Raw genomic sequence first — 12,993 nt, forward strand, 5'->3', positions numbered from 1 at the left:
CCTATAAATACCCCTCTCTTTTGAAATAAGCAATGACTTGGCGGTACACTTGACGCTTAAAGGGAACGATTTTTTTAAGCAAATCCTTAAGATGGATGAATTGATAAGCTCTAAATTCTGGCGTGTGTTTGTTCAAATCAATGTTGTTAGCATGCTTTAGGCGCACTAAAAAATAGCGTTGCTTTTGCCCGTCAAACGAATAGAATTTATGCTCTATATTGCTTGGGAAATCATAGGCGATCCATCTGGGGTATTGCGCTAAAATCTCTATTTCATTCGTGCCAATTTCTTCTAATAATTCTCTATGGAGCGCTTCTAAAGGGGTTTCGCCCTCATCAATGCCCCCTTGGGGGAACTGCCACGCCCCTTCAATATCTATGCGCTCGGCGATAAAAATTTCGCATGTATTAGGGTAGTCTGGCGACACAATGATAGCCGCAACGTTAGGACGATATTTTTTATGTAGCATAGGTCTTTATTTTAGCTCTTTCTTGTTTGATTAAGATGGTATTATAGTGCATGCTGGCTTTAAGTAGGGTTAAGAATGCCATTAAAATCAAAAATTAAGAAAAAAGGGTTTGAAACTCATTTTAATAGCGTCCAAATAACGCTATTAAAACTGAGAGGGTTTATTTGAGAGTGGGGATGTATTTGGCTAAAGCTTTGATGTCTTCATCGCTTAATTTTTTAGCTTGCGCGGTCATGACAGGATTCTTGTTGGCACCGCTTTTAAAATCCATAAGATCTTTTTCAATTTCTGCTTCACTCATCATATTAACGATTTTGCTTTTGCCTAAAGCTTTCTTTTCAAACTTAACCCCATGGCAAGCGGCACAACTTTTTGCAAGAGCCTTAACATCTGTTGCCATTAAAACATTTGCGAACGCTAAAACGCCTAAAGCCATAATAACCTTTTTCATCGTTTGTCTCCTCATGCTTATCAAAATGATCTTAAAATGATACAATTACAAGTTTAAGTTTTGCTTAAAATAAAGTGAAAATGAGAGAAATAAATATGATTTTATACATTCATATCCCCTTTTGTGAAAATAAATGCGGTTATTGCGCTTTCAATTCCTATGAAAATAAGCATGGGCTAAAAGAAGAATACACTCAAGCGTTATGCCTGGATTTAAAGCATGCCTTAAGTCAAACTGATGAACCAATTGAAAGTATTTTTATTGGTGGCGGCACGCCTAACACTTTAAGCGTGGAGTCTTTTGAAAGGATTTTTGAAAGCATTTACCACAATGCGCGCTTGAGCTCAGATTGTGAGATCACCACTGAAGCTAACCCCGAATTGATTTCTAAAGCTTGGTGTCAAGGTTTAAAAGATTTAGGGATCAACCGCTTGAGTTTAGGGGTGCAAAGTTTTAGGGAGGATAAATTATTGTTTTTAGAGCGCCAACATTCCAAAAATACCGCTCCTGTGATAGAAACTATTTTAAAAAGCGGGATTGAAAATGTCAGCATTGATTTGATTTATAACACCCCATTAGATAATGAAAACTCTTTAAAAGAAGAACTAAAGCTCGCTAAAGAACTCCCTATCAACCACTTGAGCGCTTACGCTTTGAGCGTTGAAAAAAACACGAATTTAGAAAAAAACGCCAAAAAACCCTCATGCGCTAATTTTGACAATGTAATCAAAGAGGCTTTAGAGGGCTTTTCTTTCAAGCAATACGAAGTGTCTAATTACGCTAGAAATTATCAAGTCAAACATAATTTGGCTTACTGGGGGGCTAAAGATTACTTAGGGTGCGGGGCTGGGGCTGTAGGCTGCGTGGCGAATGAGCGTTTTTTTGCGAAAAAACTCATAGAAAACTACATCAAAGACCCCCTAAAACGCCAAGTTGAGACGCTCAGCGAACAAGACAAGCGCTTAGAAAAATTGTTCTTAGGCTTAAGGTGTGAATTGGGGGTTGAACTTAGTTTGTTAGATAAAAATAAAGTAAAGTTTTTGATTGAAGAGAACAAGGCTTTCATTAAAAATAACCGATTGATAGCGAGCGATTTTTTCATGGCCGATGAAATGGCTTTGTGGCTGTTATGATTGTAGGCTCTGCTTTAATCAAGCGCCAATAAAACGCCAAAAAGCGTTTTTTAATTAACGCCTATAAAATTTTTAGCCAAAAACCAACCAATGGCTACCCCAATAAGCCCTAAAATGTTAGTGCCTAAGACATAAGAAATGGCTTCAATGTATTGGGATTTTTGCAAGAGTTTTAAAGTGTCTAACCCGTAAGAAGAAAAGGTTGTAAAACCCCCTAAAACCCCAGTTATAAAGAAAATCCCAAAATCATCGCCAAAAACTTTTTTAACAGCCAAATGCCCCATAAAGCCGATGACAAAGCACCCTATGATATTCACGCTAAAAGTCCCTAAAGGGAAACTTTCAAACATTAAAAATTTACTGGGCATCATTTTGCCCACAAAATACCTTAACGAACTCCCTATAGCCCCCCCTAAAGCGGCCCATAAAAAGACAAAATTCATGCATCATCCTTTAAAAAATAACTGAGAGCATTATAATGAGATGTTTTTAACATTCCTTAACCCTCAAACTCAAAGCCAGTTCTAAACACGCTTCTAAGGAGGGCTTTTTAGCGCTATAGCTTTGAATGCCTTTCTCTTGTAGGTAAGAAGCGGTCGTGTTGCCAATGCTTATAGCGGTGTAATTTTCTAAAAATTCAAAATAGTGCAAGAAGGCTTTTGCATGGCTTATAGCGGTAAAAATCAGAACGCTCTTTTCTTTGGGTTTTAGGGCGTTTCGCTCGCTTAAGGTTAAATGTTTGAGCTTGTTTTCATAAACAACGGCTTGCTTGAAATCAATGCCATGCTCTAAAAGAATGGCGTCTAAAGAAGAGGCAATCTCTTTTGCCCTGAGATACAAAACGCTTTTTTTTTCCAATAAAGGAATGATTTCTTGAACGAACTCTTTGCCATGGGCTTTTTTTCCTATAAAGGCGACTTTAAAATGGTGATCTTGTAAGGTTTTTGCGGTGGGTTCGCTCAAAGCGTAAGCAGGAATGTTTTGTAGAATTTGGAGTTTGGGGCTGTTTTTTAGAGTTTCTAGCAAGGAAAACACCGCATTTTTAGAAGTGAAAATAAGAGCGTTAAAAGGGGTTGGATCTAATTTTAAGGGATAATAGCAAAATTCATTTAAAATGAGAGTCTTATAAGGGGCGATTCTTTGAGAATGCACCCATACAATCTCCCTCATGCCTAGTCTTTTTTACCGCAAGTGTCATCATAGACCATTCTAAAGCCGTATTTTTCAAAATCATAGACATTGCCCTCTAAATAATAAGGCGTATAGCCTAATTCATGCATGCTTTTAGCCGCATCTAAAGCCCTGCGACCAGCCCTACAATGGAGCAACACTTTTTTATCTTGGTGCTTAGATAAAAAATCAGCAAGCTTTTCTTGGTCATTGACGCTAATGAGCGTAGCGTTAGGCAAATGCAATTCTTCATATTCGTCCAATTCGCGCACATCTACGACGATAAAATCATTGAAATTGACTTCTTCTAAACTGATTGCATAATCTTCGAGCATGTTTATCCTTAATTTTTAAAGTTAGGTTATGTTACAATGATTTGATAAATAGGAATGTTTAAGGAGCGTGTGTGGAAGAAAATTATCATGCTTTTTTTACCGAAGCGAGCGGGTTTTTAAACGAGCGGATCTTTAAGGATTATTTACGCCGTTTGGCTTATGGCATTGATGCGTCATGTTATCGTTATATCCCTAAAATAGTCGTTTGGGTGAAGGATGAAGAAGAAGTTCAAAAGCTTTGTGTTTTAGCGCAAAAACACAGCGTAACTCTGACTTTTAGAGCGGCTGGGAGTTCCTTATCAGGGCAAGCGGTCTGTGATGGGGTGTTGGTTATGGCTACGCATTTTTTCAAAGACGCTAAAATTTTAAATAACGCTACAAGCATTCAGCTCTCATGCGGAGTCATAGGAAGCAACGCGAACGCTTTATTGAAACCTTATCATAAAAAAATAGGCCCAGATCCCTCTACGATAAACACCGCTATGATAGGGGGGATTGTCGCTAATAATGCTAGCGGGATGTGTTGCGGGGTGGAGCAAAACAGCTACAAAACCCTAAAATCCTTAAGAGTGATTTTAGCTGATGGCACTCTTTTAGACACGGCCAATCAAGAGAGCGTTGAGAGTTTCAAAAGCGCACGCAAAGATTTGATTGAAGGGGTTTTGAATTTAAGAAAAGAGATTTTAGAAGATAAAGAATTGCACGCTCTAATTAAGAAAAAATACGAGATCAAAAACACCACTGGCTACAGCTTGAACGCTCTTGTTGATTTTGAAGACCCTATTGAAATCATCAGTCATTTATTCATAGGCTCTGAGGGGACTTTAGGCTTTATTTCAAGCGTGGGATTAGAATGCGTGAAAGACTACGCTTATAAAACTTGCGCGTTATTGTTTTATGAAAATTTGGAGCGATGCGCCAAAGCCGCTCAAATTTTAGCCGCCTTAAAAGCCAAACAACCCGAAATGATTTCTTCAGCAGAGCTTATGGATTATGCGTGCTTAAAAAGCGTGAAAAATTTAGAGGGCATGCCTAGAGTGATTTTAGAAGTCAAAGAGCCTAACGCATGCTTACTCATTCAAAGCGAAAGCGATGATCCTTTGATTTTAGAAAACAACATGCAAGCGATTTTAAACGCTTTGAGCGCGATACCGGTCGTTTTAGATTCTCAAATCAGCAGTGATCCTAACATTTATCAATCGTGGTGGAAGATCAGAAAAGGCATTTTCCCTATCGCAGCGTCAAAAAGAAAAAGCCAAAGCTCTGTGATCATTGAGGACGTGTGTTTCAGTCAAGAGGATTTTGTAGAGGGGGCAAAAGCGATTGAAGGGCTTTTAAAAAAACATGACTTTAAGGATAACAGCATTATTTTTGGGCATGCCTTAAGCGGGAATTTGCACTTTGTCGTTACGCCGATTTTAGAAAATGAAGCTGAAAGAAAAGCGTTTGAAGATTTAGTTTCTGACATGTTTTTAATGGTGAGCGAAAGCTCTGGCTCTATTAAAGCCGAGCATGGCACAGGCAGGATGGTAGCCCCCTTTGTGGAAATGGAGTGGGGAGAAAAAGCCTATAAAATCCACAAGCAAATCAAAGAATTGTTTGATCCTAACGGCCTTTTAAACCCTGATGTGATCATCACAAACGATAAAGAAATCCACACTAAAAATTTAAAGAGCATTTACCCTATTGAAGAGCATTTGGACATGTGCATGGAATGCGGGTTTTGTGAAAGGATTTGCCCTAGCAAAGATTTATCTTTAACGCCACGACAACGAATCGTTATCCACAGAGAGGTAGAATACTTAAAAGAAAGGGTAAGTCATGGTCATAATGAAGATCAAGTTTTATTAGATGAGCTTTTAAAAGAGTCTGAATATTTAGCACACGCCACTTGCGCGGTGTGCCATATGTGCTCTATGCTATGCCCTTTAGAAATTGATACCGGAAAGATCGCTTTAAATTATTATCAAAAAAACCCTAAAGGCGAAAAGATCGCTTCAAAGATCCTTAATAACATGCAAACAACCACAAGCATGGCTCGTTTTTCTTTAAAAAGCGCTCGCTTAGTTCAAAATCTCATAGGCTCTCACAACTTAGTGAGCTTAACCAAAGGGATTAAAAAGTTCATCAAGCCCTTCCCTAAAGCCTTTCATTACATGCCCAAAAACAACGCCTATCCTTTAGAAAATAAAACGCTTAAGAGCGAAGAAAAAGTCATTTATTTCAGCACCTGCATCAACCGCTCGTTCGCTCCATCAAACAAAATGGCGGATCAAAGGAGTATCCAAGAAGTGTTTGAATCCTTATGCCAAAAAGCCAAAGTTTCTGTGATGTATCCTAATGGATTGGATGCGCTTTGTTGCGGGAAAGCCTTCATCAATTACACCGACTTAACCAAACAAAACAATGAAAAAAACCATGCGATCTTTTTACAATTAAGCGATGAGGGAAAAATCCCCATTGTTTTAGACCATAGCGCATGTTCGACGCATTTTTTTAAGCAAATGAAAGCTTACAAGGATTTGAAAGTCTATGATTTGAGCGTCTATATTGAAGAAGTTCTAAGCCCAAAATTAAAATTCAACCCCATTAACGAAGACATAGGGTTATACACGATGTGCGCTTTAAAGTTAGAAAATAAAGAAGAGTTGTTATTCAATTTGGCTAAAAAATGCACTTTGGGCGAGATTGTTATCCATAAAGAGACGGGTTGTTGCGGTTTTGCGGGGAATAAGGGCTTTTTCACCCCTGAACTAAACGAGAGCGCTTTAAACGGCTTTCAAGTGTTTTACCAATCCTATGATCTTAAAAGGGGCTTTTCCACTTCTAGCACTTGCGAGATCGGTTTGAGTGAAAAAACCCGATTTTCTTGGCAGCATATCGCTTATTTAGTGGATGCTTGCACGCTTTAAATGGTGTATAATTAAAGACTTTCTTTAAAGGGTAAAGGCATTGGATAACACTCTCAAACATCTTGCCATTATTATGGATGGTAATGGTAGGTGGGCTAAATTAAAGAATAAAGCTAGGGCTTATGGGCATAAAAAGGGCGTAAAAACCCTTAAAGACATCACGATCTGGTGCGCTAACCATAAGCTAGAATGCTTGACTTTATACGCTTTTTCTACAGAAAATTGGAAACGCCCTAAAAGTGAAGTGGATTTTTTAATGAAGATGCTTAAAAAATACCTTAAAGATGAGCGATCCACTTATTTGGATAATAACATACGCTTCAGGGCGATAGGGGATTTAGAGGGCTTTTCTAAAGAATTGAGAGACACGATCTTGCAGCTTGAAAACGATACCAGGCATTTTAAGGATTTTACGCAAGTTTTAGCCCTTAATTACGGATCTAAAAACGAGCTTTCAAGGGCCTTTAAAAGCTTGCTAGAAAGCCCGCCTAGCCATATAAACCCTTTAGAAAGCTTAGAAGATGAAATTTCTAATCGTTTGGACACGTGCGATTTGCCGGAAGTGGATTTATTGTTGCGAACAGGGGGGGAAATGCGCTTGTCTAATTTTTTATTGTGGCAGTCCAGCTATGCAGAATTGTTTTTCACGCCGATTTTATGGCCTGATTTCACCTCTAAAGATTTAGAAAATATCATTAGCGATTTTTACAAAAGAGTGCGCAAATTCGGGGAATTAAAATGCTAGTAGAAATAGAGAATTTGACTAAAACCTATGGGAGTTTAAAGGCGTTAGACAATATCAGTTTGAAACTACCCAAACAGCAATTTATAGGGCTTTTAGGCCCTAATGGAGCGGGTAAAACCACTCTGTTAAAGATTTTAGCCGGATTGAATTTGAACTATCAAGGGGAAGTGAAAATTTTAAATCAAAAGATCGGCATAGAGACTAAAAAAAGCGTGGCGTTTTTAAGCGATGGCGATTTTTTAGATCCTAAATTAACGCCTTTAAAAGCGATCGCTTTTTACGAGGATTTTTTCAGCGATTTTGATTCATCAAAAGCCCTAGATTTGCTCAAACGCTTCAGCGTGCCTTTAAAAAGAGAGTTTAAAGCCCTTTCAAAAGGCATGAGGGAAAAATTACAGCTGATTTTAACCCTATCACGAAACGCTTCTTTGTATCTTTTTGATGAGCCGGTGGCTGGGATTGACCCTATTGCAAGAGAAGAGATTTTTGAGTTAATCGCTAAGGAGTTTAGCCAAAACGCAAGCTTATTAGTCTCTACGCATTTGGTGGTGGATGTGGAAAAGTATTTAGACAGCGCGATTTTTTTAAAAGAAGCCAAAGTAGTGGCTTTTGGGGGTGTGGGAGAATTGAAAAAAGGGTATAGCAGTTTGGAAGCAGCGTATAAAGAAAGGCTGAAATAAATCAGTCAGTTTCTCTTAAAACGCCTAAACGCCAATTAAAACTATCACAGATTGCTGGAATATTTTTGCATGGAATTTCTTTAAAATTTAAGTATAATTGTAAGCATCGCCTAGATGATTCGTGTTTCTTATTGATGGCAAGTTCGTTGAAAAAATAAGTTAGGCTAAGGTAGTGGTTTTTGTGTGATGGCATTTTTTAAATCTGCCCCTAAGAAAATCCTCCTAGCCTTATTAGTGTAGGTTTGTTGAACTTATGCACATGTAAAAGTAGCGGTCATCTGGGTTTAAAAACAACCACATTGCAGGAAAGACATGAAAGATAACAATAACTATAATGTTTTAATTGTGGGGAATAAGGGGCGAGAGTATGCTTTGGCTCAAAGGCTTCAGCAAGATGAGCGAGTGAATGCTTTGTATTTTTGTTTGGGTAATGGTGGCACTCAAGATTTAGGCGAAAATCTGGAATGCGAACATTACGAGCATATCGTGGAATTAGCCCTGAAAAAACAGATCCATTTAGCCATCATTTCAGAAGAAGAGCTTTTGATTTTAGGGCTTACAGAAATGCTAGAAAAAGCGGGGATTTTAGTGTTTGGGGCTTCTAAAGAAGCGGCTAAGTTAGAGGCTTCTAAAAGCTATATGAAAGCTTTTGTTAAAGAGTGCGGTATCAAAAGCGCGTCTTACTTTGAAACAAACGATTTAAAAGAAGCTCTCAATCACATTCAAAACGCTTCCTTCCCCTTAGTGATTAAAGCGTTGAATAAAAACACAAGCATTGTCCATCAAGAAGAAGAAGCGATAAAAATCCTTGAAGACGCTTTCAAACAAAGCAATGAGTCTGTGATCATAGAGCCTTTTTTAGAGGGATTTGAGCTTTCAGTTACAGCGCTCATAGCCAATGATGATTTTATCTTGTTGCCCTTTTGCCAAAACTACAAACGCTTATTAGAGGGGGATAATGGGGTCAATACAGGAGGTATGGGGGCCATCGCTCCTGCAAACTTTTTCTCTAATGAATTAGAAGAGAAAATAAAAAATCATATCTTTAAACCCACTTTAGAGAAACTTCAGGCTAATAACACGCCTTTTAAAGGGGTTTTACTCGCTGAAATTGTGCTCATAGAAGAAAAGGGCGTTTTAGAGCCGTATTTATTGGATTTTAGCGTGCGTTTTAAAGATATTGAATGCCAGACGATTTTACCCCTTTTAGAAAGCTCGCTTTTAGATTTGTGTTTGGCTACAGCCAAAGGGGAATTACATTCTCTTGAGTTGGTGTTTTCTAAAGAATTTGTGATGAGTGTGGCACTTGTTTCTAGGAATTACCCCACTAGCTCTTCGCCCAAGCAAACCCTTTATATTGATCCGGTTGATGAAAAAAAGGGTCATTTGATTTTAGGGGAGGTGGAGCAGGATAATGGCGTGTTTGAAAGCAGTGGGGGGAGGGTGATCTTTGCCATTGGCAGAGGAAAATCTTTATTAGAAGCCAGAAACCATGCTTATGAAATCGCTCAAAAGGTGCATTTTGAAGGCATGTTTTATCGCAAGGATATTGGTTTTAAGGTGTTGGATTTGAAAGAATATTCTTAAAGGTTAAAGTTTAAGACAAACTAAAGAGTTTGTCTTGTTTGTTTTGAATGCGCTCTCCAAATTTAGAAAAAGAAGAAACTGAAATCATAGAAACACTCCTTATGCGTGAAAAAATGCGTTTATGCCCCTTGTATTGGCGCATCTTAGCGTTTTTAACCGATGGTTTGTTAGTGGCGTTTTTATTGAGCGATCTTTTAGGGGCGTGCGATTTTTTGCATTCTTTATATTGGCTGACTAACCCCATTTATCACAGCGTGTTTGTGGCGTTTAGTTTTATCATCTTGTATGGCGCTTATGAAATCTTTTTTGTGTGTTTGTGCAAGATGAGTTTGGCTAAACTGGTTTTTAGGATTAAAATCATTGATATTTATTTAGCAGATTGCCCCAGTAGGGCTATTTTATTGAAGCGTTTAGGGTTAAAGATCGTGGTTTTTCTATGCCCCTTTTTATGGTTTGTAGTATTTAAAAACCCCTATCATAGGGCGTGGCATGAAGAAAAAAGCAAAAGTCTTTTGGTGTTGTTTTAATCATGATTTATTGGTTGTATTTGGCGGTCTTTTTTTTGTTGAGCGCATTAGAGGCTAAAGAAATCGCTATGCAACGATTTGACAAACAAAACCATAAGATTTTTGAAATCCTTGCGGATAAAGTGAGCGCTAAAGACAATGTGATAACCGCATCAGGGAATGCGATCTTATTGAATTATGATGTGTATATTTTAGCGGACAAGGTGCGTTATGATACCAAGACTAAAGAAGCGTTATTAGAGGGGAATATCAAGGTTTATAGGAGCGAGGGTTTGCTCGTTAAAACCGATTACGTGAAATTGAGTTTGAATGAAAAATATGAAATCATTTTCCCCTTTTATGTCCAAGACAGCGTGAGCGGAATTTGGGTGAGCGCGGATATTGCCAGCGGGAAGGATCAAAAATATAAGGTGAAAAACATGAGCGCTTCAGGGTGCAGCATTGATAACCCCATTTGGCATGTCAATGCGACTTCAGGCTCATTCAACATGCAAAAATCGCATTTATCTATGTGGAATCCTAAGATCTATGTCGGTGATATTCCTGTATTGTATTTGCCCTACATTTTCATGTCCACTAGCAATAAAAGAACTACCGGGTTTTTATATCCTGAGTTTGGCACTTCCAACTTAGACGGCTTTATTTATTTGCAACCCTTTTATTTAGCCCCCAAAAACTCATGGGATATGACCTTTACCCCACAAATCCGCTATAAAAGGGGTTTTGGCTTGAATTTTGAAGCGCGCTACATCAACTCTAAAGACGACAGGTTTTTATTCAACGCGCGCTATTTTAGGAATTACACTCAATACGTCAAACGCTATGATTTGAGGAATCAAAATATCTACGGGTTTGAATTTTTAAGCTCTAGTAGGGACACTTTACAAAAATACTTTCATCTTAAGTCTAATATTGACAACGGGCATTACATTGACTTTTTATACATGAACGATTTGGACTATGTGCGTTTTGAAAAGGTTAATAAGCGTATCACAGACGCCACGCACATGTCTAGGGCGAATTACTATTTGCAAACAGAAAATCATTATTACGGCTTGAATATCAAGTATTTTTTAAACCTGAATAAAATCAACAATAACCGCACTTTCCAATCTGTCCCTAATTTGCAATACCATAAATATTTAAATTCTTTGTATTTTAGAAATTTGTTGTATTCGGTGGATTATCAGTTTAGAAACACCGCAAGAGAGATTGGTTATGGCTATGTGCAAAACGCTTTGAACGTGCCGGTGGGCTTGCAATTTTCTTTGTTTAAAAAGTATTTGTCTATAGGGCTTTGGAACGATCTCCAACTATCTAATGTGGCTTTAATGCAATCTAAAAATTCCTTCGTGCCTACAATCCCTAATGAATCAAGGGAATTTGGGAACTTTGTGTCTTCAAATTTTTCCATGTATGTCAATACGGATTTAGCCAGAGAATACAACAAGCTTTTCCACACGATCCAACTGGAAGCGATTTTCAACATCCCTTATTACACCTTTAAAAACGGCTTATTTTCTCAAAACATGTATGCTTTAAGTGCGCAAGCCTTAAACAGCTACACTTCGCCTTTATTGATGGATTATGATTATCAAGGGCGTTTGTATGATTCTGTGTGGAATCCTAACAGCATTTTACCTAGCAATGCGAGCAACAAGACTGTGGATTTAACCCTAACGCAATACCTCTATGGCTTAGGGGGGCAAGAGTTATTGTATTTTAAAATATCGCAACTCATCAATCTTGACGATAAAGTTTCGCCCTTTAGAATGCCCCTAGAAAGCAAGATCGGGTTTTCGCCCTTAACAGGATTGAATATCTTTGGGAATGTCTTTTATTCGTTTTATCAAAACCGCTTAGAAGAAATCTCCGTGAACGCCAATTACCAACGCAAGTTTTTAAGCTTTAATCTCTCTTATTTTTTAAAAAACAATTTCAACAGTGGGATTAATAGCATTATAGAAAATCCTGCGGATTATTTAAAGGCGGGTTTTAGCAACGACTTTGGCTATTTTTCCATGAGCGCGGATGTGGGTTATGACATTAGAAACAATGTGGTTCTAAATTGGAATGTGGGGATTTATAAAAAAATCCGTTGTTTTGGGATTGGCTTTCAATTCGTCAACCAAAGACGCCCTATCCTCACCGGCGATCCCAACCAACCTATAAGAGTGTTTGAAAATAACTATGTTAAGCTAGAATTAGACTTTTCACCGATCACTAAAACCAATGTAACTTACCGCTCTTTACAGCGTAAGTAAAAAAGGAATAGATTTGAATACGGACTTTAGCCATATCACCGATATAGAGGGCATGCGTTTTATCAATGAAGAAGACGCTTTAAACAAATTGATTAATGAAATCCACACGCGCCACATTGATTTAAAAGATTCCATCATGCTCGCTTTGAGTTTTAACGCCTTGTATTTAGCTAACGCCTTAGCGCAAAAATTTGGAGCGACTTATGATATACTTTTTTTAGAACCTATCCTAGCCCCTTTAAACTCAAAATGCGAGATCGCTTTAGTGAGTGAAAGCATGGATATTGTGATGAATGAAAGCTTGATCAATTCCTTTGACATCACTTTAGACTATGTTTATGGGGAAGCCAAGCGAGCTTATGAAGAAGACATTTTGTCTCACATCTATCAGTATCGCAAAGGCAACGCGATCAAAAGCTTGAAAGATAAAAATATTTTTATCGTAGATAGGGGGATTGAAACCGGGTTTAGAGCAGGGTTAGGCGTGCAAACTTGCTTGAAAAAAGAATGCCAAGACATTTATATTTTAACCCCCATTCTCGCGCAAAATGTCGCTCAAGGCTTAGAAAGTTTGTGCGATGGGGTGATTAGCGTGTACCGCCCTGAATGCTTTGTCTCTGTGGAGCATCATTATAAAGAACTCAAGCGATTAAGCAATGAAGAAATTGAAAAATACTTGGGCGCTAACAACGTGCCTAATTTAAAAAAGGAACATTAAAT

At 38.1% G+C, this 12,993-nt stretch carries 13 protein-coding genes; 8 read left to right on the forward strand and 5 right to left on the reverse strand.

The window, feature by feature from the left end; genetic code table 11:
• Window position 1 precedes the first annotated feature (1 nt).
• Both QAP06_RS01510 and QAP06_RS01515 read right to left on the reverse strand, forming a co-directional pair.
• Window positions 2-469 carry an RNA pyrophosphohydrolase gene (locus tag QAP06_RS01510; protein ID WP_000902622.1) on the reverse strand — a complete coding sequence of 156 codons (468 nt, stop codon included), beginning with the start codon at window positions 467-469 and terminating at the stop codon, window positions 2-4.
• Between the two features lie 160 nt (window positions 470-629).
• Window positions 630-920, reverse strand: coding sequence for a c-type cytochrome (locus tag QAP06_RS01515; RefSeq protein WP_000755909.1), 291 nt, complete (start codon window positions 918-920; stop codon window positions 630-632).
• 95 nt (window positions 921-1,015) lie between these two features.
• On the opposite strand from QAP06_RS01515, the gene hemW reads away from it, so the two are divergent.
• Window positions 1,016-2,053, forward strand: a complete 1,038-nt coding sequence (gene hemW / locus QAP06_RS01520) for a radical SAM family heme chaperone HemW (RefSeq protein ID WP_286466032.1) — start codon at window positions 1,016-1,018, stop codon at window positions 2,051-2,053.
• 50 nt (window positions 2,054-2,103) lie between these two features.
• Here the strand turns inward: hemW and crcB are convergent, their stop codons facing one another.
• Genes crcB through QAP06_RS01535 form a run of 3 tightly spaced genes read right to left on the reverse strand, consistent with a single transcriptional unit; the run spans window position 2,104 to window position 3,558 of the window.
• Window positions 2,104-2,496, reverse strand: coding sequence for a fluoride efflux transporter CrcB (gene crcB, locus QAP06_RS01525; RefSeq protein WP_286466033.1), 393 nt, complete (start codon window positions 2,494-2,496; stop codon window positions 2,104-2,106).
• A 46-nt stretch (window positions 2,497-2,542) separates the two neighbouring features.
• The gene (locus QAP06_RS01530) at window positions 2,543-3,223 is read right to left on the reverse strand and encodes a uroporphyrinogen-III synthase (protein ID WP_286466035.1); all 681 of its coding nucleotides are present in this window, start codon (window positions 3,221-3,223) and stop codon (window positions 2,543-2,545) included.
• Between the two features lie 2 nt (window positions 3,224-3,225).
• Entirely contained in the window at window positions 3,226-3,558 is a 333-nt protein-coding gene (locus tag QAP06_RS01535; RefSeq protein ID WP_286466036.1) for a rhodanese-like domain-containing protein, read from the reverse strand.
• Between the two features lie 71 nt (window positions 3,559-3,629).
• Here QAP06_RS01535 and QAP06_RS01540 point away from each other — a divergent pair, with 71 nt between their 5' ends.
• From QAP06_RS01540 to QAP06_RS01570, 7 genes are all read left to right on the forward strand, one after another.
• Window positions 3,630-6,470 (forward strand): FAD-binding and (Fe-S)-binding domain-containing protein, encoded by a 2,841-nt coding sequence (locus tag QAP06_RS01540; RefSeq protein WP_286466037.1) that lies wholly within the window; start codon window positions 3,630-3,632, stop codon window positions 6,468-6,470.
• Window positions 6,471-6,510: 40 nt separating this feature from the next.
• Window positions 6,511-7,215 (forward strand): di-trans,poly-cis-decaprenylcistransferase, encoded by a 705-nt coding sequence (locus tag QAP06_RS01545; RefSeq protein WP_286466038.1) that lies wholly within the window; start codon window positions 6,511-6,513, stop codon window positions 7,213-7,215.
• On the forward strand, window positions 7,209-7,895 hold the full coding sequence (locus QAP06_RS01550) for an ABC transporter ATP-binding protein (RefSeq protein ID WP_000959629.1): 687 nt from the start codon (window positions 7,209-7,211) through the stop codon (window positions 7,893-7,895). Before QAP06_RS01545 ends, QAP06_RS01550 begins: the two co-directional genes overlap by 7 nt.
• A gap of 312 nt (window positions 7,896-8,207) precedes the next feature.
• Window positions 8,208-9,482, forward strand: coding sequence for a phosphoribosylamine--glycine ligase (purD, locus tag QAP06_RS01555; RefSeq protein WP_286466044.1), 1,275 nt, complete (start codon window positions 8,208-8,210; stop codon window positions 9,480-9,482).
• Window positions 9,483-9,529: 47 nt separating this feature from the next.
• Window positions 9,530-10,009 carry an RDD family protein gene (locus QAP06_RS01560; RefSeq protein WP_286466050.1) on the forward strand — a complete coding sequence of 160 codons (480 nt, stop codon included), beginning with the start codon at window positions 9,530-9,532 and terminating at the stop codon, window positions 10,007-10,009.
• 2 nt (window positions 10,010-10,011) lie between these two features.
• Window positions 10,012-12,273, forward strand: coding sequence for an LPS-assembly protein LptD (locus QAP06_RS01565; protein ID WP_286466052.1), 2,262 nt, complete (start codon window positions 10,012-10,014; stop codon window positions 12,271-12,273).
• A gap of 13 nt (window positions 12,274-12,286) precedes the next feature.
• Window positions 12,287-12,991 carry a phosphoribosyltransferase gene (locus tag QAP06_RS01570; protein ID WP_212889830.1) on the forward strand — a complete coding sequence of 235 codons (705 nt, stop codon included), beginning with the start codon at window positions 12,287-12,289 and terminating at the stop codon, window positions 12,989-12,991.
• The last annotated feature ends 2 nt before the right edge of the window (window positions 12,992-12,993 follow it).

Origin of the sequence: Helicobacter pylori (genome assembly GCF_030323545.1) — a bacterium.
Lineage (GTDB): Bacteria > Campylobacterota > Campylobacteria > Campylobacterales > Helicobacteraceae > Helicobacter > Helicobacter pylori_CO.